The 19993-nt window shown below is 68.4% G+C and carries 22 protein-coding genes and 1 tRNA gene; 19 read left to right on the forward strand and 4 right to left on the reverse strand.

Features of this window, described 5'->3' with window-relative positions:
• Positions 1 to 115 precede the first annotated feature (115 nt).
• From mprA to AC0KTM_RS03005, 5 genes are all read left to right on the forward strand, one after another.
• Positions 116 to 802, forward strand: coding sequence for a two-component system response regulator MprA (gene mprA, locus AC0KTM_RS02985; protein WP_225328006.1), 687 nt, complete (start codon positions 116 to 118; stop codon positions 800 to 802).
• A gap of 16 nt (positions 803 to 818) precedes the next feature.
• Positions 819 to 2381 carry a HAMP domain-containing sensor histidine kinase gene (locus tag AC0KTM_RS02990; RefSeq protein WP_225328007.1) on the forward strand — a complete coding sequence of 521 codons (1563 nt, stop codon included), beginning with the start codon at positions 819 to 821 and terminating at the stop codon, positions 2379 to 2381.
• Positions 2382 to 2453: 72 nt separating this feature from the next.
• Positions 2454 to 3899 carry a S1C family serine protease gene (locus AC0KTM_RS02995; RefSeq protein ID WP_225328008.1) on the forward strand — a complete coding sequence of 482 codons (1446 nt, stop codon included), beginning with the start codon at positions 2454 to 2456 and terminating at the stop codon, positions 3897 to 3899.
• A gap of 59 nt (positions 3900 to 3958) precedes the next feature.
• The gene (locus AC0KTM_RS03000) at positions 3959 to 4456 is read left to right on the forward strand and encodes a MogA/MoaB family molybdenum cofactor biosynthesis protein (protein ID WP_225328009.1); all 498 of its coding nucleotides are present in this window, start codon (positions 3959 to 3961) and stop codon (positions 4454 to 4456) included.
• A gap of 300 nt (positions 4457 to 4756) precedes the next feature.
• Positions 4757 to 5179, forward strand: coding sequence for a large conductance mechanosensitive channel protein MscL (locus AC0KTM_RS03005; protein ID WP_225328010.1), 423 nt, complete (start codon positions 4757 to 4759; stop codon positions 5177 to 5179).
• 36 nt (positions 5180 to 5215) lie between these two features.
• On the opposite strand, the gene AC0KTM_RS03010 is transcribed toward AC0KTM_RS03005, so the two are convergent.
• The 3 genes from AC0KTM_RS03010 to AC0KTM_RS03020 all read right to left on the reverse strand — a co-directional run bounded on the left by AC0KTM_RS03010 (position 5216) and on the right by AC0KTM_RS03020 (position 6986).
• The gene (locus AC0KTM_RS03010) at positions 5216 to 5899 is read right to left on the reverse strand and encodes an SAF domain-containing protein (protein WP_225328011.1); all 684 of its coding nucleotides are present in this window, start codon (positions 5897 to 5899) and stop codon (positions 5216 to 5218) included.
• 63 nt (positions 5900 to 5962) lie between these two features.
• Positions 5963 to 6298 carry an FmdB family zinc ribbon protein gene (locus AC0KTM_RS03015; RefSeq protein ID WP_238958252.1) on the reverse strand — a complete coding sequence of 112 codons (336 nt, stop codon included), beginning with the start codon at positions 6296 to 6298 and terminating at the stop codon, positions 5963 to 5965.
• An 88-nt stretch (positions 6299 to 6386) separates the two neighbouring features.
• Complete coding sequence (locus AC0KTM_RS03020; RefSeq protein WP_238958251.1) at positions 6387 to 6986, reverse strand: 5-formyltetrahydrofolate cyclo-ligase; 600 nt, start codon at positions 6984 to 6986, stop codon at positions 6387 to 6389.
• 76 nt (positions 6987 to 7062) lie between these two features.
• Between AC0KTM_RS03020 and AC0KTM_RS03025 the strand changes: the two genes are divergently transcribed.
• From AC0KTM_RS03025 to AC0KTM_RS03045, 5 genes are all read left to right on the forward strand, one after another.
• On the forward strand, positions 7063 to 7974 hold the full coding sequence (locus AC0KTM_RS03025) for a UTP--glucose-1-phosphate uridylyltransferase (protein WP_225328014.1): 912 nt from the start codon (positions 7063 to 7065) through the stop codon (positions 7972 to 7974).
• 62 nt (positions 7975 to 8036) lie between these two features.
• Positions 8037 to 9323 (forward strand): molybdotransferase-like divisome protein Glp, encoded by a 1287-nt coding sequence (glp, locus tag AC0KTM_RS03030; protein WP_225328015.1) that lies wholly within the window; start codon positions 8037 to 8039, stop codon positions 9321 to 9323.
• Between the two features lie 20 nt (positions 9324 to 9343).
• On the forward strand, positions 9344 to 9997 hold the full coding sequence (locus AC0KTM_RS03035; RefSeq protein WP_225328016.1) for a GNAT family N-acetyltransferase: 654 nt from the start codon (positions 9344 to 9346) through the stop codon (positions 9995 to 9997).
• Between the two features lie 202 nt (positions 9998 to 10199).
• The gene (gene sepX / locus AC0KTM_RS03040) at positions 10200 to 11264 is read left to right on the forward strand and encodes a divisome protein SepX/GlpR (RefSeq protein WP_225328066.1); all 1065 of its coding nucleotides are present in this window, start codon (positions 10200 to 10202) and stop codon (positions 11262 to 11264) included.
• 50 nt (positions 11265 to 11314) lie between these two features.
• Positions 11315 to 11387: transfer RNA gene (locus AC0KTM_RS03045), tRNA-Ala, on the forward strand.
• A 115-nt stretch (positions 11388 to 11502) separates the two neighbouring features.
• Here AC0KTM_RS03045 and AC0KTM_RS03050 read toward each other — a convergent pair.
• A complete protein-coding gene (locus tag AC0KTM_RS03050; RefSeq protein ID WP_225328017.1) occupies positions 11503 to 11985 on the reverse strand; it encodes a MarR family winged helix-turn-helix transcriptional regulator in 483 nt (160 codons plus the stop codon).
• 95 nt (positions 11986 to 12080) lie between these two features.
• Between AC0KTM_RS03050 and AC0KTM_RS03055 the strand changes: the two genes are divergently transcribed.
• The 9 genes from AC0KTM_RS03055 to AC0KTM_RS03095 all read left to right on the forward strand — a co-directional run bounded on the left by AC0KTM_RS03055 (position 12081) and on the right by AC0KTM_RS03095 (position 19984).
• Positions 12081 to 12704: an NADPH-dependent F420 reductase gene (locus AC0KTM_RS03055; protein WP_225328018.1), complete on the forward strand. Its 624-nt coding sequence runs from the start codon at positions 12081 to 12083 to the stop codon at positions 12702 to 12704.
• Positions 12705 to 12789: 85 nt separating this feature from the next.
• Positions 12790 to 13689, forward strand: coding sequence for a TIGR03619 family F420-dependent LLM class oxidoreductase (locus tag AC0KTM_RS03060; protein WP_225328019.1), 900 nt, complete (start codon positions 12790 to 12792; stop codon positions 13687 to 13689).
• Positions 13690 to 13837: 148 nt separating this feature from the next.
• Complete coding sequence (locus AC0KTM_RS03065; RefSeq protein WP_225328020.1) at positions 13838 to 14971, forward strand: M42 family metallopeptidase; 1134 nt, start codon at positions 13838 to 13840, stop codon at positions 14969 to 14971.
• 146 nt (positions 14972 to 15117) lie between these two features.
• Positions 15118 to 16134 carry a GHMP family kinase ATP-binding protein gene (locus AC0KTM_RS03070; protein ID WP_238958247.1) on the forward strand — a complete coding sequence of 339 codons (1017 nt, stop codon included), beginning with the start codon at positions 15118 to 15120 and terminating at the stop codon, positions 16132 to 16134.
• Positions 16122 to 16739, forward strand: a complete 618-nt coding sequence (locus tag AC0KTM_RS03075) for a D-sedoheptulose-7-phosphate isomerase (protein ID WP_472414934.1) — start codon at positions 16122 to 16124, stop codon at positions 16737 to 16739. The genes AC0KTM_RS03070 and AC0KTM_RS03075 overlap by 13 nt, the downstream gene beginning before the upstream one ends.
• A gap of 8 nt (positions 16740 to 16747) precedes the next feature.
• Positions 16748 to 17302, forward strand: coding sequence for a D-glycero-alpha-D-manno-heptose-1,7-bisphosphate 7-phosphatase (locus tag AC0KTM_RS03080; protein ID WP_472414936.1), 555 nt, complete (start codon positions 16748 to 16750; stop codon positions 17300 to 17302).
• A 227-nt stretch (positions 17303 to 17529) separates the two neighbouring features.
• Entirely contained in the window at positions 17530 to 18480 is a 951-nt protein-coding gene (locus AC0KTM_RS03085; RefSeq protein WP_225328068.1) for a GNAT family N-acetyltransferase, read from the forward strand.
• Between the two features lie 136 nt (positions 18481 to 18616).
• Entirely contained in the window at positions 18617 to 19306 is a 690-nt protein-coding gene (locus tag AC0KTM_RS03090) for a DUF5642 family protein (protein WP_472414938.1), read from the forward strand.
• A gap of 27 nt (positions 19307 to 19333) precedes the next feature.
• Positions 19334 to 19984 carry a DUF5642 family protein gene (locus AC0KTM_RS03095; protein ID WP_225328024.1) on the forward strand — a complete coding sequence of 217 codons (651 nt, stop codon included), beginning with the start codon at positions 19334 to 19336 and terminating at the stop codon, positions 19982 to 19984.
• The last annotated feature ends 9 nt before the right edge of the window (positions 19985 to 19993 follow it).

Raw genomic sequence — 19993 nt, forward strand, 5'->3', positions numbered from 1 at the left:
GCGCCCGGCTTCGCCGCGCTTGCGACCACCGCTGACCTGATGGCGGCAGCCCGCTGAATGCCTCACCGGCGCGCCTCTCAGGTCAGTCTCAGGCGGTGGGACGAAACTAGGGGCCGTGCGAATACTGGTCGTCGACGACGATCGCGCCGTGCGCGAGTCGCTGCGTAGGTCGTTGTCCTTCAATGGCTACTCGGTCGAGTTGGCCCATGACGGGGTCGAAGCTCTCGAACTGATCGCCAGCGATCGGCCCGACGCACTCGTCCTGGATGTGATGATGCCGCGGTTGGATGGCCTGGAGGTGTGCCGCCAGCTCCGCAGCACCGGCGACGACTTGCCGATCCTGGTGCTCACCGCCCGCGATTCGGTCTCCGAGCGCGTCGCCGGGCTGGACGCCGGCGCCGACGACTATCTGCCGAAGCCGTTCGCTCTGGAAGAACTGTTGGCCCGGATGCGCGCGTTGCTGCGCCGGACCAAGCCGGAGGACGACGCCGAATCGGTGGCGATGAAGTTCTCCGACCTCACCCTGGACCCGGTGACCCGCGAGGTCGCCCGCGGGGAGCGCCGGATCAGCCTGACGCGCACCGAATTCGCGTTGCTCGAAATGCTGATCGCCAATCCGCGCCGCGTGCTCACCCGCAGCCGCATCCTCGAGGAGGTTTGGGGATTCGACTTCCCCACCTCGGGCAACGCGCTGGAGGTCTACGTGGGCTATCTGCGCCGCAAAACCGAGGCCGACGGTGAGCCCCGGCTGATCCACACGGTGCGCGGGGTGGGTTACGTCCTTCGGGAGACGCCACCGTGACGACGCAATCCCCACGATGATCAAGTTCCCCCGGCCTCAGCGCCCACCCATGCGCCCACCGCTGCGCGCCACCCCGTCGCTGTCGTTGCGGTGGCGGGTCATGCTGCTGGCGATGTCGATGGTCGCCATGGTCGTGGTGCTGATGGCGTTCGCCGTCTACGCCGTGATCTCGGCCGCGCTGTACAGCGACATCGACAATCAACTGCAATCTCGGGCGCAGCTGCTGATCGCCAGCGGTTCACTCGCCGCGGACCCCGGCAAAGCCATTGAAGGCACCGCCTATTCGGACGTCAACGCGATCCTGGTGAACCCGGGCCATGCGATCTACACCGCCCAGCAACCGGGTCAGACCCTGCCGGTCGGCGCGCCGGAGAAGGCGGTCATCCACGGCGACCTGTTCATGTCGCGGCGTACCGCCGGCGATCAGCGCATCCTCGCCGTCCACCTGCAGAACGGCACCTCGTTGCTGATCTCCAAGAGCCTCAAGCCGACCGAGGCGGTGATGAACAAACTGCGCTGGGTGCTGCTGATCGTCGGCGGCGTCGGGGTGGCGGTCGCCGCGGTGGCGGGCGGCATGGTCACCCGGGCCGGCCTGCGCCCGGTGGGCCGCCTGACCGAGGCAGCCGAACGCGTGGCGCGCACCGATGACCTGCGACCCATCCCGGTGTTCGGCAGCGACGAATTGGCCCGGCTCACCGAGTCGTTCAACCTGATGCTGCGCGCGCTGGCCGAGTCGCGGGAGCGCCAGGCGCGGCTGGTCACCGACGCCGGACATGAACTGCGCACCCCGCTGACGTCGCTGCGGACCAACGTCGAGTTGCTGATGGCGTCGATGGAACCGGGAGCGCCGCGGCTGCCCGAACAAGAGATGGTCGACCTGCGCGCCGACGTGCTCGCGCAGATCGAGGAATTGTCAACGCTGGTAGGCGATTTGGTGGACCTCACCCGCGACGACGCCGGCCAGGTGGTGCACGAGCCGGTCGACATGTCCGATGTGGTCGACCGCAGCCTGGAGCGAGTCAGGCGGCGCCGCAACGACATTCACTTCGACGTCGACGTGACGCCGTGGCAGATGTACGGCGACGCCGCCGGGTTATCGCGTGCGGTGCTGAACCTGTTGGACAACGCGGCCAAGTGGAGCCCGCCCGGTGGCCATGTCGGCGTCACCATGCGACAACTCGACCCGTCGCACGCGGAGCTGGTGGTCGCCGACCACGGCCCCGGCATTCCACCGCAAGAGCGGCGACTGGTGTTCGAACGCTTCTATCGCTCGACGTCGGCGCGCGCCATGCCCGGCTCCGGGCTCGGGCTGGCGATCGTCAAGAAGGTCGTGCTCAACCATGGCGGACTGCTGCGCGTCGAGGACACCGTCCCGGGCGGCCAGCCCCCGGGTACCTCCTTCTATGTGCTGTTGCCGGGGCGGCCGCTGCCACCCACGACATACTCCGCATCCGAGCCGGAAGCCGGCCAGGTAGACGCAGCGTCCGACGCAGGTGTGCCGGTGGCCGGCGACGAGGCGAACTCTCGGGAATCGGCGAACGTTATCTCAGTGGACTCTCAGTCCGCGCGGGCAAGGTAGGTCTGCGGCTACTGTTAAACCCAGCCGTCGACTTGCCGAAACATTGAGATAGAGGAAGAGCGACTTAGCGACATGACGAATGACCCGAGGTATTCGCCACCGCCGCAGCAGCCGGGATACCCTCCCGCGCCGAATCAGACTGCGTCCGTCCCGAGCCATGCGGGGTCCTCAGGCTATGCCCAGGGGCAACAGCAGCCGTACAACCAGCAGTTTGACTGGCGTTATCGGTCGCACCCGTCGCAGACGACCCAGTTCCGTCCGCCCTATGACCCGTATGGCAACACCGGCCCCGGCCGGATCCCCGGCACGGGCCAGATTCCCGGCATGCTGCCCGGAATGCCGGCCGCGCCGGAACCGCGAAAGCGTTCTCGCGCAGGGCTTTTGACGGTCGGGGCGTTGGCCATCGCGGTGGTGTCGGCCGGTATCGGCGGCGCGGCGGCAACGGCCATCGAGCTTGGCGACCACGCGTCGGGCAACGGCGGCGGGCGCATCGTGGGTGCGGCGCCCAGCGTCCCGGCCGCGAACATGCCACCGGGCAGCGTCGAACAGGTGGCCACCAAGGTCGTGCCCAGCGTCGTGATGCTCGAGACCGACATCGGGAGACAGTCCGAAGAAGGCTCCGGCATCGTCCTGTCGACCGACGGGCTGATTCTGACCAACAACCACGTGGTCGCCGCCGCGGCGGGTCCGCCCAAGGCTCCCGCGGGGCCTCCCGGGGCCCCGCTGCCTCCCGGTGGACCCGGCGGCCCGACGCCGAAAACCACGGTGACCTTCTCTGACGGTCGCACCGCCCCGTTCACGGTGGTCGGCACCGACCCCACCAGCGACATCGCCGTGATTCGCGTGCAGGGCATGTCCGGGCTCACGCCCATCTCGCTGGGCTCCTCGTCGGACCTACACGTCGGTCAGCCGGTGGTGGCGATCGGGTCGCCGCTGGGCCTGTCGGGCACGGTGACCACCGGGATCGTCAGCGCGCTGAACCGGCCGGTGTCCACGACCGGTGAGTCGGGCAACCAGAACACCGTGCTGGACGCGATCCAGACCGATGCCGCGATCAACCCCGGTAACTCCGGCGGCGCGTTGGTCAACATGAGCGGCCAGCTGGTCGGCGTCAACTCGGCCATCGCCACGCTGGGCGGTGAGTCGCCGGACGCCCAGAGCGGCTCGATCGGCCTGGGCTTCGCGATACCGGTCGATCAGGCCAAGCGCATCGCCGACGAGCTGATCGCCACGGGCAAGGCGTCGCACGCCTCGCTCGGCGTCCAGGTGACCAGCGACAAGGGCACCCCGGGCGCCAAAGTCGTCGACGTCGTCGCGGGCGGCGCGGCCGCGGCCGCGGGAGTGCCGAAGAACGTGGTCGTCACCAAGGTCGACGACCGCCCGATCAACAGCGCCGACGCGCTGGTGGCCGCGGTGCGGTCCAGGGCGCCCGGCGACAAGATCTCGCTGACGTTCTCCGACCCCGCCGGCGGCGGCAGCCGGACTTTGCCGGTGACTCTCGGGAAGGCGGACCAGTAGTGAGAGTGGACGAACCCTCGGCGACCGGGCTGTCGGACCTCGGATATACGGTTGCACCCATGGAAACGGGGGCGGAGTTGGTAGTTGGCCGGGCTCTGGTCGTGGTGGTCGACGATCGCACCGCGCACGGTGACGAGGACCATAGCGGCCCGTTGGTCACCGAGCTGCTGACCGAGGCGGGTTTCGTCGTCGACGGCGTGGTCGCGGTCTCCGCCGACGAGGTCGAGATCCGCAATGCCCTGAACACCGCCGTGATCGGCGGGGTGGACCTGGTCGTCTCGGTCGGCGGGACGGGTGTCACCCCTCGCGACGTCACCCCGGAGGCCACCCGCGAGATCCTGGATCGCGAAATCCTTGGTATCGCAGAGGCCATCCGCGGCTCGGGGCTGTCCGCGGGCATCATCGATGCCGGTTTGTCCCGCGGTCTGGCCGGGGTCTCCGGCAGTACGTTGGTGGTCAACCTGGCCGGCTCCCGCTATGCGGTGCGCGACGGAATGGCGACGCTGAATCCGTTGGCGGCCCAGATCATTGGGCAGCTGTCGAGCCTCGAGATCTGATTCGCGGTCCTGGGGTTCGGCGGTGACAAGACCTTCCGGTGTCGAGGCCGAATTGGTTTCACGAACCCAGGAGTCAACGGACGGGCTCGATTCCGACGCGTACGAGCACGAGCAGTGGTTGCGGGAGAACGTGCCCCCACACCACCGTTGAGCAGCGGCTCCCAGGTAAAGACATCACGACGCGGTCAACCTTTGGTGACTAATCGTTCGGGAAATGTGTGATAGCGCACAACCTGGCATAGCGTTTTCTCCGGGCGGCAGCGCGCTGCCCTGATTGTTGGCGCTACGGGAGGTGTGCGCATGATAAAGGGATTCAAGAGTTTCGTGATGCGCGGTGACGTGATCACCGTGGCCATCGGTCTGGTCGTAGCCTTGGCCTTCTCCAACCTCGTCAAGGCCTTCACCGACAGCGTGATCAACCCGCTGGTCGCCGCCGTGCAGCCCGGTACGAAACTCGGATTGGGTTGGCAGCTCGGCGATGCGGGCAACAAGGCGACCTTCCTCGACATCGGATCGTTCATCTCGGCGATCATCTACTTCGTCGTCTTCATGACGGCCGTGTACTTCATGATCGTGGTGCCGTACAAGCACATCCAGGCCCGCCGCGGCGTCACCGTGTTCGGGGAGGAGCCGGCCACCAAGGCATGCGCGGAGTGCAAGTCCGACATCCCGGAGGCCGCGCGCAAGTGCAAATACTGTGCCAGCCTCCAGACGGCCGCCTGATCCAGCGAATACGGATGCGAGGGTGGGGCGACGCGCTCAGTGCAGGGTGAGCGTGACCGATTGACCCAGCGCCGAGCCCGCCACCGTGTTGGCCACACGGGCCGGCAACGCAACCAACACCACGCGGTCGCCATCGGCGGCCTGGAGTTTTTCCTTGGCCGACACGAGGACAACGACGGCGTCGGTGGCCACCACCTTGGGGGCGGCGTGGGCGGTTTCCGGCCCGCCCGTCGCCGCCGGTGCGGCCAGCACATCGACGACGTCCCCGACCCGGACCAGGTCGATCAAGGCACCGTCCGACAGATGCAGCGGCACGATGCGGGCCCCCGGTCCCGCCTTCGCCCCGAGCGCGGCATCGGCCAGCCGGCTGCCCAGTAGCCGGACGTCGGTGAGCACCTCGCCGCGCCTGGCCGGGCCGGCCAGCGTCGAACCCACCACCGCGCCCACGTCGGCGCGTGCCCCGTCGGGAACCGTTGCAGCCAAACGCTTTTCGAGTCGAACGTCGGTGGCGGTCAACGCGGCGCCGGGCCGCAGGTCGTGATCGGCGACCACCACCTGCGCGTAGTCACCGGCGGGATTGGAACGCAGAGTCGCGATTCCGGCCAGCACGACCAGCACGCCCGCCGCGACACGGCGCGCCAGCACGGTGCGCGTCCAGTCCGGTCGCAACCACAGCGACAGCCGGCTCAATACGCTTGGGTTCAGCGATGATTCGCCCACGCCGCAACGGTAGGCGCAACGCGGCGCGCGGGTCGCCGGTCAGCAACGCCCGTGTGGATAACCTCAGCTGGTGGCGGCGGCGGTGGACGCTGTGGAGGTGCTGCTCGACTTCTCGCTCGAGCTGGACTTGTCACTGGAACTGGACTTGTCGCTGGAACCCGAGCTCGATCCCGAGTCGCTCGACGACGAGCCATTGGTGGAGGCCGCCGACTTCTTGCCGGACTCGCGGCTGTCGGTGCGGTAGAACCCGCTGCCCTTGAACACCACTCCGACGGAGTTGAAGCGCTTGCGCAGCCGACCGGAGCAGCGTTTGCACGTGGTCAGCGCATCGTCGGTGAAGGCCTGCACGATGTCGAAGCGATCGTCGCACTCGGTGCACTGATAGCTGTAAGTCGGCACGAAAACCTCCGGATGATTGCAAACCTGGCTAGCACTCTAGCGTCTCAAGTGCTAGAACCGCCACGTGACATGTCTCATTCCCGACGTGTCAGCGCGAATCGAGGGCGATCAGTCCTCGCTGCGGAGTGAGCGCATGGGTCATGGGGACGTCGTGCGGACCGGCCGGGATCTCGTCGAGAAGTTCCGCGTCGCGGACGAGCGCGACCAGCGGCGCCCGGGGGTCGCGGCCGCCCAGCGAGCGGTCGTAGAAGCCCCGGCCCCGGCCCAACCGCACCCCGCCGCGGTCGACGGCCAGCGCCGGCACCAGCACCAGGGCGGCCTCCGCCAGGGCCGATGCCGGCAGCCACGGCTGCGGCGGCTCGAGCAATCCCCACCGTCCGGTGGTCAGGGTGCCGGGCCGGTATTCACCCCAGGACAACGGCAAGGGCGTGTTGTCGGCGGTGGTGCGCGCGACCGGCAGCAGCACCCGCCCGGCGCGCCGCAGCAACATGTCCAGCAGCTCGATCGACCCCGGCTCGGTGCCCACAGGCACGTAGGCACAGACCGTGCTGTCGCCGCTCACAATGCTTTCCGAGGCTTCCAGCCTCTGCCGCAGCAAGTCCGCCTCGGCGGCCCTAACGTCGTCGGCAACGCGGCGCCGGGCCGCGAGTAGCTGTTCGCGCAACGCGGCCTTGCCCGTGGTTGCCATGCGACAACCATGACAGCCAGGACTTTGCCCGCGCCACATCGACTCGGCAAAGAGGATGCGGGTTATCGTGTGAACGATGTCATGCCCAAACGTGGTGGTGCCACGCACGGCTGTTGTGCCCGCCGCCGGTCTCGGTACCCGCTTCTTGCCGGCGACCAAAACGGTCCCCAAGGAACTGCTGCCGGTCGTCGATACCCCGGGCATAGAGCTGGTCGCCGCCGAGGCGGCCGAAGCCGGCGCCGAACGCCTGGTGATCATCACCTCCGAGGGCAAGGACGGTGTCGTCGCGCATTTCGTCGAAGACCTGGTGCTGGAAAGCACGCTGGAGGAGCGCGGCAAAACCGCGATGCTCGACAAGGTCCGCCGCGCCTCGCGACTGATCAAGGTCGAGTCCGTCGTGCAGAGCGAACCGCTGGGGCTGGGCCACGCGATCGGGTGCGTGGAATCGCGGCTGTCCGACGACGAGGACGCGATCGCGGTGCTGCTGCCCGACGACCTGGTCCTGCCGACCGGGGTGCTCGGGACGATGTCGAAGGTGCGGGCCCACCACGGCGGCACCGTGTTGTGCGCCATCGAGGTCACCCCCGAAGAGATCAGCGCCTACGGGGTTTTCGACGTCGAGCCCGTGCCCGACGACGACAACCCCGACGTGCTCCGGGTCAAGAGCATGGTCGAGAAGCCGAAGGCCGAGGACGCGCCGTCGCTGTTCGCCGCGGCGGGCCGATACGTGCTCGACCGCGCCATCTTTGACGCGCTGCGCCGCACCGAGCGCGGGGCCGGCGGCGAAGTGCAACTCACCGACGGGATCGCGCTGCTGATTTCGGAGGGCCACCCGGTGCATGTGGTCGTGCACCGCGGATCTCGACACGACTTGGGAAATCCTGGCGGCTACCTCAAGGCTGCGGTTGACTTTGCATTGGATCGTGACGACTACGGCCCGGAATTGCGGCAATGGTTGGTGGCGCGATTGGGCCTGGCCGAGCAGTAGCCCGGCGGTAACCCGGCCGGCGGGCCGCCGCCTGTCAGGCATTGAGGGCAGAGAGGCGCGCTGTGCGTTCTGTGGAAGAGCAGCAGGCCCGGATCACGGCTGCCGCGGTGGCCCCGCGGCCCATACGTGTGGCGATCGCCGAGGCGCAGGGACTGATGTGCGCCGAGGAGGTGGTGACCGAACGCCCGATGCCCGGTTTCGATCAGGCCGCGATCGACGGCTATGCGGTGCGCAGCGTCGACGTCCTCGGCGTCGGCGAGGTCGGCAACGACAGTCTCCCCGAGCCGCTCGACGACTCACCCGAGAACGACGCGCGCGACGGGTTGGTGCTGCCGGTGATGGGAACCGTCGAGGCCGGTTCGCGCACGCCCAGCCGCTTGCAGCCACGCCAGGCCGTCCGCGTGCAAACCGGAGCCCCGCTGCCCACGCTGTCCGACGCGGTCCTGCCGATGCGGTGGACCGACGGCGGAACGTCGCGGGTGCGGATCTACCGGGGAGCGCCGTCGGGTGCCTATGTGCGGCGCGCGGGCGACGACGTCCAACCCGGTGACGTCGCGGTGCGCGCCGGAACGGTCATCGGCGCTGCCCAGGTCGGGCTGCTCGCCGCGGTCGGTCGCGAACGCGTGCTGGTCCATCCGCGGCCGCGGGTCACGATCATGGCGCTGGGCGGCGAACTGGTCGACATCTCGCGCACCCCGGGAAACGGGCAGGTCTACGACGTCAACTCCTATGCGCTGGCGGCGGCGGCCCGCGATGCCGGCGCCGAGGTCAACCGCGTCGGCATCGTCGGCGGCGGCCCCAGGGAGCTCCGCGACATCGTCGAGGGCCAGATCAATCGCGCCGAGGTCATCGTCGTCGCCGGCGCGGTCGGGGGCGCCGCGGCCGAAGCGGTGCGCTCGGTGCTCTCCGAGCTCGGCGAGCTCGAGGTCGTCCGGGTCGCGATGCATCCCGGCTCCGTTCAGGGCTTCGGGCAGCTGGGCCGCGAGGGCGTTCCGACGTTTTTGTTGCCGGCCAACCCGGTGAGCGCGCTGGTGGTCTTCGAGGTGATGGTCCGCCCGCTGATCCGGCTGTCGCTGGGCAAGCGCCAGCCGATGCGCCGCATCGTGCAGGCTCGCACACTGTCGCCGATCACGTCGGTGGCCGGGCGCAAGGGTTACCTGCGCGGCCAGCTGATGCGCGACCAGGAGAGCGGGGAGTATCTGGTGCAGGCACTCGGCGGCGCCCCTGGCGCGTCGCACCTGCTGGCCACCCTTGCCGAAGCCAACTGTCTGGTGGTGGTGCCCACCGGCGCCGAGCAGATTCGCACCGGCGAGATCGTCGACGTCGCTTTCCTGGCCCAGCGCGGCTGAGCGGAACGACTGCGTCCACGGTGAACCTGTTGCGCTCCACTTCTCGTCATCCGGGCTGGCCCATGAGCGTTGGGCCGCTGCGGGTTCCGGCCGGCGTGGTCCGGCTGCGAGCGGTGCGGCTGCGCGACGGCGCACAGTGGAGCCGGATCCGGCTGGCCGATCGTGCGCACCTGGAACCGTGGGAGCCCAGCGCCGAGGGCGACTGGACGGCCCGGCATGCCGTGGCCGCGTGGCCGGCGCTGTGTTCCGGCCTGCGGGCGGAGGCACGCCAGGGCCGGATGCTGCCCTACGTCATCGAGCTCGACGGCCGGTTCTGCGGCCAGCTGACCGTCGGCAACGTCACGCACGGCGCGCTGCGCTCGGCATGGATCGGCTACTGGGTGCCGCGGTCGGCCACCGGCGGCGGAGTGGCGACCGCGGCCTTGGCCCTCGGCCTCGATCACTGCTTCGGACCGGTGATGTTGCACCGGGTGGAGGCGACCGTGCGCCCGGAAAATGCCGCGAGCCGGGCCGTGCTGGCGAAGGTGGGGTTTCGCCAGGAGGGCGTGTTGCAGCGCTACCTCGAAGTCGACAAGGCGTGGCGCGATCACCTGCTGATGGCCATCACCGTCGAAGAGGTCACCGGGTCGGTGGCATCGGCGCTGGTCCGCGCCGGTAACGCGAGCTGGGTATGACCGCCGCCGATTAAATAGGCGCCGCGGTGGCGCGCCGGGGGAGATGCAATCCTTACCAGTTTGGGACTAGCGCGACACGAGTGACTCATGGTGCTTGTGAGAGGCAAATTACAGGTGTGTAATTGTCCTGGTCGTCATGACCCGGCCGCGGTGGCCACCGATGGGCTTCGCGGGGGACGAGAACCAAAGAGAGCAGGTCGTCATGCCAAGCATCCCGCAGTCGTTGTTGTGGATATCGCTCGTGGTGCTGTGGCTGTTCGTCTTGGTGCCGATGCTGGTCAGCAAACGAGACGCGGTGCGCCGCACCAGCGACGTGGCGCTGGCGACCCGAGTCCTCAACGGCGGGGCCAACTCCCGGCTGGTCAAGCGCAGCGGTCCGGCCGCCGGCCACCGCAGCGACCCCGACTGGCAGCCGCCGGAAGACTCGGCCGACACCGACCTCGACGACGAGCACGACCTCTCCGAGAATGAAGACCGCGACCGGGAACCGGACGACGACGCCGACACCGACGAGCTGAGCCGCCGGCGCCCGGTGGTGATGAAGATGGCCATGACCGAGCCCGCCGAGGCGGACGAGCCCGACTACCTCGACGTCGATGTCGTCGAGGATTCGGCGGCACTTCCGGTGGGGGCCAGCGCTTCCGCGGGCGAGGACTCCGATGAAGAACCCGCCGAGGCCGCCGAGGATGACGACGCCGACACCGAGGCTGTCGCCAAGCACGACGACGACCGCTACGAGTACGTCGAGGACTCCTCCGGATTGGAACCTGCCGCCGACAGCGACGACGCCGACGAGGAGGCGCCGGCGCCGATCCCGCGCAACGCCGCGCGGCGGCGCCGCTTCGACGCCAAGACCGCCGCCGCGGTCAGTGCCCGCAAGTACGCCTTCCGCAAGAAGGTCTTGATGGCGATGGCGTTCGTCCTGGTCGGCTCGGCCACCGCGGCGTTCAAGATCTCGCCGAGCGCCTGGTGGGTGTGCGGCAGCGCGATCGGCATCACCCTGCTGTACCTGGGTTATCTGCGGCGCCAGACGCGCATCGAGGAGAAGGTGCGCCGCCGCCGGATGCAGCGGATGGCGCGGGCGCGCCTCGGCGTCGAGAACGCCTACGACCGCGACTACGACGTGGTCCCCTCCCGCCTGCGCCGCCCGGGCGCGGTGGTGCTGGAGATCGACGACGAGGACCCGGTCTTCGAGCACCTGGACTACGCGATGGCGATGCGGACCTACGGTTGGCCCCGGGACTTGCCGCGCGCTGTCGGCGAATAGCGCTGGCGTTTCGGCCGTGGGTGCCGCGGCTGGTAGCCTGCTAGCGGTCAGGGGCTATGGCGCAGTTGGTAGCGCGACTCGTTCGCATCGAGTAGGTCAGGGGTTCGATTCCCCTTAGCTCCACAAAGTTTGAGCAGATCGGGGCGCATTTCCCGGTTTATTCGCATTCACCGAGCGATGCCCGGCGCGCAGCGGCCGCCGGACTCGGTAACCGCCCACCCGTAACGCTGCATCTCACCTATGAGGGCTCGTCTTCCGCGGGGGAGCCGCCGTCTGTGGCCAGGTGGTGCAGGACTCGTTCGTTGAGGGCGGCGAGCATGTCGAGCTCAGCCGGCGTCAGCAATCCGATGAAGTTCCGGCGGACGTCCTCGACGTGCTTGGGTGCCGCCTTCTCGATCGCGGCGCGGCCGGCCGGCAGCAGGCAGACCATGGTGCTCCGGGCGTCGTCGGGGTTCGGCTCGCGGCAGATCAGCCCGCCCTTCTCCATGCGTCGCACCTGGTGGGAGACACGGCTTTTCTCCCAGCCCAGTGCGTTGCACAGGGCGCGGGCAGGCATGCGGTCCCGTTCGTGCTCCGAGAGCACCGCCAGGATCTGGTAGTCGGCCCCCGACAGGCCCAATTCCTGCAGACCCCGGTTCAGGTGCACGTCGAGCTGATGATGCGCGTGCTGAAAGGCCCGCCAGGCGCGGTCTTCACGAGGGTCCAGCCAGTTCGGTTCCATCAGCCCCAATGTTACCCAATTGGTTGACGCATCACCAAAACTGGTCTTAAGGTAGACACATCAACCTTTTCTTCGATAATCAGGATGGACACCTTATGGGCAGCATCAGCATCATCGGCACCGGGAACATGGCCCGCGCCATCGGCGCGCTGGCAGTAGCAGGCGGCAACACCGTCGAGATCACCGGCCGCGACGAGTCCAAGGCCGCCGACCTGGCCAAGGCCCTCGGCGGCGGCGCCACGACGGGAGAGTTCGGCGCCGTCCCGGCCGGCGACATCGTCATCGTGGCCCTGTTGTACGCCAATGTCGTTCCGGTCGTCGCCCAGTACGGAGAAGCCCTCGCGGGCAAGGTCATCGTCGACATCAGTAACCCCTTCAACGCCGCGGCGGACGGGCTGGCCATCCCCGATGACACCTCGATCGCGCAGGAAGTTGCCAAGGCCGCCCCGGCCAGCGCCAGCGTGGTGAAGGCGTTCAACACCATCTTCGGTGTCGTCCTGACCCAGGGCCGGCCGCTCGACGTCTTCATCGCCGGCGACGACGCGCGCGCCAAGGCGGGCGTTGCGGAGTTCGTCGGGAGCCTCGGGCTGCGCCCGCTGGACGTCGGCGAGTTGCACATGGCGCACTGGCTGGAAGGAACGGGCCTGGTCGTGATGGGCCTCGCCCGCCACGGGGTGGGGAATTTCGACTTCGCCCTCGGCGCCACCGTTCCCGCCTGAGCCGCACCGCCCCGGTCCACGCCGTGAACGGACCGGGGCGCCGTGCGCCCAAATAATGGTTGATCGATCACCGAAAGGATTCGCGATGAAGCTAGGTTTCGCACTTCCCATAGTCGGGTCCGCCGTCAGCGGCGCCGCTGGTCTGAGCGCGTTCTGCCGCGGACTCGAGGACCTCGGCTACGACACGCTGTGGGTCGGCGATCGCCTGGTCACGCCGGTTGCTATGCACAGCACCTATCCGGGCAAAGAGCAGCCGTACCCGCCGCAGATGACCCGGTACCTCGATCCGGTGCTGCTGTGGACGGTGGCCGCGGCGGCGACCAGCCGGGTGCGGCTGAACTCCAGCACGCTCAGCACGTTCTACTACGAGCCGGTGCACCTGGCCCGGCTGCTGACCACGCTCGACGTGCTCAGCGACGGCCGCCTTGACGTTGGCGTGGGAGTCGGGTGGATGAAGGACGAACACGACATCGCCCGCGGCGCGGACTGGAGCCGACGCGGCCGGATGCTCGATGACCTGCTGGCGTTTCTGCACGAGTGGTGGACGACCACCCCGGTGTCCTGGGACAGCGAGTTTTTCTCGCTGCCGCCGGTCCATGCCGACCTGCGCCCGGTCCAGGCCGGTGGTCCGCCCATCTGGATCGGCGGCGCCAGCGAGGCCGCGATGCGCCGGGTCGGCCGCAGCGGCACCGGCTGGCTCGGGGTCGAGGGGCTGCAGGACGAGGTCACCGACCACCTGTGGTCGATTGCGCGGGGTGCGGCAGAAGACGCCGGCCGCGACCCGGACGCGTTGAAGACGGCCATGCGGATCAACCTCGAACCGGGCACGTCCGTTGACGCTGTCGCCGACAGGCTCGAACGCCTCGCCAAGTCGGGTGCCGACGAGGCGGTCGTGGATGCTTTCGCCATGTTCCCCACCCTTGAGGAGTTGCTTGACTTCGCCGGTCAGGTAATCGCCCGATGGGGTGACGCAGGGAAGGCCTGACGGCAAATAGCGGTGAACACGGGCGGATGCAACGTGTTCGCCGAAGAACTCGGCATCGCGCTCGCCTGACGGCGGTTTCGCATCCGTCGCGATAGCCGCAGGCTATCGCGGGTACTGATCCTCTGAACCCAATGACGGAGAGGATCTCATGGCGCACCCCGACCGCGACTCAACCGACGAGTTGCTGCAAGAACTCCTGTGGACCTACGGGCCGTGCGGTCAGGAGGACGAGGTGCGCGCGGTCATCGCCCGCGAGCTGCAACCCCTCGTCGACGACATGTGGACCGACGACGCCGGAAACCTGATCGGATACATCGCCGCCGACGCGTCGGCCGGCGACGCCGGGGCTCCCGACCACCGCCAGCGGACCGAGGCCATCCCGGGCACCGCGACCCGGGTGATGGCGCACATGGACGAGCTGTCGATGATCGTCAAGCGCGTGGAATCCGACGGCACGCTGCATTTGACTCAGCTGGGCACGATGTACCCGGGCAACTTCGGGCTCGGCCCGGTCGCGGTGCTCGGCGACAACGAAACCCTCACCGCCGTACTGGCTCTCGGCTCCGAGCACACCACGCAGGAAAGCTCGCGGATCTGGGAGACCAAGCCCGACAAGGGCGACCGCGCGCTGGACTGGCATCACGTGTACGTGTTCACCGGCCGCAGCACCGAGGAGTTGGCCGAGGCGGGAGTGCACGCCGGCACCCGCGTGTGCGTTGACCGCAGCAAGAGATCCGTGGTCGAGATCGGAGACTACGTCGGCGCCTACTTCCTGGACGACCGCGCCGCGGTGACCGCGCTGCTGAACGCCGCCCGCCTGTTGCGCGAGCGCGACCAACGCCCCGCCGACGACGTCTACCTGGTCTTCACCACCAGCGAGGAGATCGGCGGGGTGGGGGGCACCTACGCCAGCGCCACCCTGCCCGGCCACCTCACGCTCGCCCTGGAAGTCGGCCCCACCGAAGTCGAATACAACACCACCGTCACCGGCGGCCCGATCATCGGCTACAGCGACGCGTTGTGCATTTACGACAAGGAGGTCGCCGACCGGCTGCTGAAAATCGCCACCGACCACGGCATGTCCCCACAGCCGGCCGCGCTGGGCGCATTCGAATCCGACGCGTCGCACGCCAAGGCCACCGGGCAGGCCGCGCGCGCCGGCCTGCTGTGCCTACCCACGCTGAGCACTCACGGCTATGAGGTCATCGCGCGCAGCGCGATCGACGACATGGCCGCCGTCGTCGTCGATTTCGTGCTGCAACCCAGTCAGCAGATCGCCTGAACCGGGCCCGGGGCAGTCGGGCGAAAACCCGATAATCGTGCTGGTCAGCCTGTTAGTCTGGCGGCGCTTCCGGACGCAGAACGATGGGGTTGGCACGTGGCACGCGTGGTCTCGCAGCTGAGCGATCCGCTCGACAGAGAATCCCCATGACACGTCCACGAATCCGCGCACGCGCGCCGCTGCGGATCTCGTTCGCCGGCGGCGGCACCGACGTGCCGCCGTTTCCGACGACCGAAGGCGGTTGCGTCCTGTCGGCGACCATCGATCGCTACGCGCAGGGATCGCTCGCCCCGCGCACCGATCGCCGGGTCAGCATCGAGTCGGTGGACTTCAAGACCACGCACGAGATGACGCTCGACAGCGAGATTCTCTACGACGGCAGCCTCGATCTGATCAAGGCGGCGGTGCGCAGATTCGGCCGTGACGGCACGGACGGCTACGACCTGGTGCTGCGTTCCAGCGCCCCGCCGGGCTCCGGGCTGGGCTCGTCGTCGACGATGATGGTGGCACTCACCGGCCTGCTCGCCGAGCATTACCGGGTGCCCATGGGCGAATACGAGACGGCCCAGCTGGCGTGCGCCATCGAACGCGACGACCTGGGCATCGCGGGCGGGATGCAGGACATGTACGCCGCGACGTTCGGGGGGTTCAACTTCATCGAGTTCACCGACCGGGTGATCGTCAATCCGCTGCGGATCCGCGACGAGACGGCCTTCGAACTCGAGCTCAGCCTGCTGCTGTGCTACACGGGCATCACCCGGGACTCCGCGCGGGTGATCGAGGACCAAACCCGGCGCGCCACAACGGGTTCGGACGACACCCTGGCGGGGCTGCGGGCCCAGAAGGATTTGGCGGTCGCGATGAAGGCGGCGCTGCTGACGGGCAAGCTGAACGATTTCGGTGCTCTGCTCGGCGAGGCGTGGAGCCACAAGAAACGCATGTCGCCCTACATCACCAACGAGCGCATCGACGATCTCTACGAGCTGGCCCTGAAAAACGGTGCGCTGGGCGGCAAGCTCACCGGGGCCGGCGGCGGGGGATACATCCTGCTGTTCTGTGACTTCGCCAAAAAGCACCGTCTCATCGAAGCGCTCGAGGGCGCCGGGGCCGGCATCACCGAATTCGCCTTCGAGAGCAAGGGTTTGACCACATGGCTGGCATGACCGGGTCGGACGTCGTCGCGCCGAGCGTGCAGCTGGTGCAGCAGCGCTTGGCCGAGACCATCGCGGTCAAGCAGCAGATGCAGCAGGGCGATGTCGCCGCGCAGACCGTCGAGGTCGCGCGAGCGATCATCGGCTCGCTGCGCGCCGGCGGAAAGGTGATCTTCTTCGGCAACGGCGGATCCGCGCAAGACGCCGGGCACCTGGCGGCAGAACTCATGGGCCGCTTTGCCTTTGACCGCCCGGGCCTGGCCGCGATCAGCCTGCCCGATGCCACGGCCGCGATCACGGCGATCGGCAACGACTACTCCTACGACGAGGTGTTCGCCCGGCAGGTCCTCGCCACCGGGCGCCCCGGGGACGTCGTCGTCGGGCTGACCACGTCGGGCAACTCTCCCAACGTCGTTCGCGCGCTCGAGGTCGCCCGCCAGGCGGGGATGACGACCGTCACCCTCACCGGCGCAAGCGGCGGCAAAGTCGCCGACGTCGCCGAATTGTGCATCCGGGTTCCCAGCGAGGACACCGCGCGGATTCAGGAAGCGTGCCTGCACCTGGGCCACTCGATTTGCGAAATGGTCGAAGCGGCACTGTTTCCCGGACCCTCCTGACATCGACGATGGCCGCACCCGACCTGCGCAACGTGCGCACCGTCTTCTTGGACCGGGACGGCACCATCAACGTCAAGGCCGCCGACGGCGAGTACATCCGATCACCGGCCGAGTTGGTGCTGTTGCCGGGGGCGGCCACGGCGCTGGCCGCGCTGAACGCCGCGGGGCTGCGGACCGTGCTGGTGACCAACCAGCGGTGGCTCTCCGAACCCGCCTCCGATCCAACGCATTTCGCCGATGTGCAGCAGCGCTTGCAAGAACTGCTCGCGGACCAAGGCGCCCGGATCGATGCCGCCTACCATTGCCCGCACGCGGCGAACAGTTGCGACTGCCGCAAGCCCGGCACCGGCATGCTGTTACGCGCCGCGGCCGAGCACGCCATCGATCTGACCGCGTCGGTGATGATCGGCGACAGCGACAAGGACATGAGGGCGGGCAGGGCGGCGGGAACGGCGACCATCCTGCTTCGCTGCGGCGGCGAGGAGTCTCCCGACGCCGACATCGTGGTCGACGACCTCGCCGCCGCCGTCGGGCTGATCCTGGACGCCCAAGCGGCGCTTTAGTTCGATCATGAACACGCCGCGGATCCTTGCCGCGGCCGCAACCTGCTCATAACCTGGCAACATCCGAGCGTGTCCAGGAGTCTCGGGCCTGGCGCACCAGACGACGGCAAGCAGGCGGGACAGGTCATGGCACCATCGCGACGCGCAGAGCGGTGTCGCGATGCTGCGGGCGGCGGTCCGTAGCGGTGGCCGGACTGACCGGCGCCCGGGTGGACGAACTGGCGACGATGGACATCTTCAAGGGATGTCCCGCCGAAGACCTTGCACCGCTGGCGGGCCGCCTACAGCCCCTGCGTGCCGCCGCCGGCGAAGTGCTGATGCGGCAGGGGGAGCAAGCCGTCTCGTTCCTGCTGATCTCCTCGGGCACCGCCGAGATCAAACACGTCGGCGACGACGGCGTGGTGATCGTCGAGCATGCGTCCCCCGGCATGATCGTCGGCGAGATCGCCCTGCTGCGCGACATCCCCCGCACCGCGACGGTGACCGCCGCCGAACCGCTGACCGGTTGGGTCGGTGACACCAGGTCCTTCGCCAGCATGGTGCACATCCCGGGCATCACGCCCCGACTGCTGCGCACCGTGCGCCAGCGCCTCGCCGCGTTCATCACGCCGATCCCGATCCGAGTTCGTGACGGCACGCTCCTGTTGCTGCGCCCGGTGCTCCCCGGCGACAGCGAGCGCACCGTGCACGGACACATCTACTTCTCCGGCGACACGCTGTATCGGCGCTTCATGACCCCGCGTCTTCCCACCCCGGCGCTGATGCACTACCTGTCGGAGGTCGACTACGTCGATCACTTCGTGTGGGTGGTCACCGACGGCAGCGACCCGGTGGCCGACGCGCGCTTCGTGCGCGACGAAAACGACCCGACGGTCGCCGAGATCGCCTTCACCGTCGCCGATGCCTATCAGGGTCGCGGCATCGGCACCTATTTGATCAGCGCCCTGTCGATCGCCGCCGATGTCGACGGCATCGAAAGGTTTTCCGCGCGAATGCTTTCCGACAATGGTCCGATGCGCGCGATCATGGACCGCTACGGCGCCGTCTGGCAGCGCGAAGACATCGGCGTGGTCACCACCGTGATCGACGTGCCGCACCCGCGTCACCTGCCGTTCAGCCAGGACGAGGCCGAGCAGATCAAGCGCGTGGCCCGGCAGGTGATCGAGGCGGTCGGCTGAGACCGGCGCACGCGTAGTGCTCTATCCGCGGTCGGTCTCCGGACCATGAGGTGGCTTCCGAATCACGGAAGTTATCGAACGGCCCGGCACTGGGTGGGGGAGACGCCATGGCGGTGTCGTGTGCTATCAACTCCTCATGCGGGCGTTCGGGATTGGCCCGGTGGTGACTACCGCGTTCACGTTGGCGGTCGCCGGGTGCGCTCATCAACCCGCGCCCAAACCGCCGGCCGTTCCGGCGAAATCGCCGCCGAGCAACGCCGCTGCCGTCAACCCCGCCAACATCAAACGGATCGTTCGCGACCTGCCGCCCGGTTACGAGGTGAGCACCGGAATCCCCAGCGGCGCCTCGCCGAGGGTGCTCTGGAGCCTCGGCGACGGCCTACACTCCAAGCCTGCCAAATGTGGGGGGCTGGCCGACCCCGGGAACGGGCGCGACCAATCGGCGCAGGGCGTGTCGGGCTCGGGGAGCGGCGGCATCGTCAACGCGGTGGTGGTGGCTTTGCCGGGGCCGGTGGATTTTCCGGAGGACCTGGTCACCGCGTGTGCCCAATGGTCGGAGACCGCCGGGAACACCGTGGTGCATGTCCACCTCACCGACGCGCCGTACATCGAGGGCGTCCCAACCGTCGGCATGGTCGCCGATGTCAAGTCATCGGTCGAGTCGGGCACCGAAATAGATTCTCGCGTCTTCACATTCACCGCGTATCTGGGCAACTTCTACGCGTTCACCACGCTGACCACCGACCCAGGTTCAGCGCTTCCGGTACTGCCACCGCAATTCGCCGCGGATCTGCTCGCCAAAACCGTGTCCACGTTGCGCAGCTGAACTCCCCGCTTGGGTAGATTGGCCACGATGTCCAAGATGTTGCTCGCGGTCGCGGCCGTCGGCGTCCTGGCCGGCTGCTCATCGGCCACCCACGCGGCGAAGGTCGACATCAGCAAGGTCGTCGACGTGAAGTCCAGCTTCGGGCCCGATTTCAAGGTCAGCGACATCAGCGAACGGGGAATCGATCCCAAGCTGCTGGCCGGCCGGAAGCTGCCCGACGGGTTGACATTCGATCCCGCGAACTGCGCGAAAGTGGCGGCGGGGCCGGACATGCCGGCGGACCTGCAGGGCAACATGTCCGCGGTCACCGCCGAGGGCCACGGCAACCGGTTCGTGGTGATCGCGCTGGAGACCTCAAAAGCCTTGCCCGTCAACGATCCCGGAAAGGACTGCGCCAAGGTGACCTTCGCCGGCCCGCAGATGCGCGGCGGCGTCCAGGTGGTCGAGGCGCCGCAGATCGACAGCACCCGCACGCTGGGCGTGCATCGCGTCATGCAGGCGCTGACACCCGGGGGTCCACGCACCGGCGAGCTGTACGACTATTCGGCCTCATTCGGCGACTACCAGGTGATCGTCATCGCCAACCCGCTGGTGATTCCCGATCAGCCCGTCGCCCCGGTCGACACCCAACGCGCCCGCGACCTGCTCGTCAAAGCTGTCGCGGCGGTGCGCACCTGACGGCGGGGA

This window comes from Mycobacterium sp. NTMscope_Eco_3, from assembly GCF_976985685.1.

Coding starts and splice junctions, on each gene's coding strand:
- AC0KTM_RS02990 (WP_225328007.1), top strand. CDS start 819: ATGATCAAGTTCCCCCGGCCTCAGCGCCCACCCATGCGCCCACCGCTG.
- AC0KTM_RS02995 (WP_225328008.1), top strand. CDS start 2,454: ATGACGAATGACCCGAGGTATTCGCCACCGCCGCAGCAGCCGGGATAC.
- AC0KTM_RS03000 (WP_225328009.1), top strand. CDS start 3,959: ATGGAAACGGGGGCGGAGTTGGTAGTTGGCCGGGCTCTGGTCGTGGTG.
- AC0KTM_RS03005 (WP_225328010.1), top strand. CDS start 4,757: ATGATAAAGGGATTCAAGAGTTTCGTGATGCGCGGTGACGTGATCACC.
- AC0KTM_RS03020 (WP_238958251.1), bottom strand. CDS start 6,986: ATGGCAACCACGGGCAAGGCCGCGTTGCGCGAACAGCTACTCGCGGCC.
- AC0KTM_RS03025 (WP_225328014.1), top strand. CDS start 7,063: ATGTCATGCCCAAACGTGGTGGTGCCACGCACGGCTGTTGTGCCCGCC.
- sepX (WP_225328066.1), top strand. CDS start 10,200: ATGCCAAGCATCCCGCAGTCGTTGTTGTGGATATCGCTCGTGGTGCTG.
- AC0KTM_RS03050 (WP_225328017.1), bottom strand. CDS start 11,985: ATGGAACCGAACTGGCTGGACCCTCGTGAAGACCGCGCCTGGCGGGCC.
- AC0KTM_RS03055 (WP_225328018.1), top strand. CDS start 12,081: ATGGGCAGCATCAGCATCATCGGCACCGGGAACATGGCCCGCGCCATC.
- AC0KTM_RS03060 (WP_225328019.1), top strand. CDS start 12,790: ATGAAGCTAGGTTTCGCACTTCCCATAGTCGGGTCCGCCGTCAGCGGC.
- AC0KTM_RS03065 (WP_225328020.1), top strand. CDS start 13,838: ATGGCGCACCCCGACCGCGACTCAACCGACGAGTTGCTGCAAGAACTC.
- AC0KTM_RS03070 (WP_238958247.1), top strand. CDS start 15,118: ATGACACGTCCACGAATCCGCGCACGCGCGCCGCTGCGGATCTCGTTC.
- AC0KTM_RS03075 (WP_472414934.1), top strand. CDS start 16,122: ATGGCTGGCATGACCGGGTCGGACGTCGTCGCGCCGAGCGTGCAGCTG.
- AC0KTM_RS03080 (WP_472414936.1), top strand. CDS start 16,748: ATGGCCGCACCCGACCTGCGCAACGTGCGCACCGTCTTCTTGGACCGG.
- AC0KTM_RS03085 (WP_225328068.1), top strand. CDS start 17,530: ATGGACATCTTCAAGGGATGTCCCGCCGAAGACCTTGCACCGCTGGCG.
- AC0KTM_RS03090 (WP_472414938.1), top strand. CDS start 18,617: ATGCGGGCGTTCGGGATTGGCCCGGTGGTGACTACCGCGTTCACGTTG.
- AC0KTM_RS03095 (WP_225328024.1), top strand. CDS start 19,334: ATGTCCAAGATGTTGCTCGCGGTCGCGGCCGTCGGCGTCCTGGCCGGC.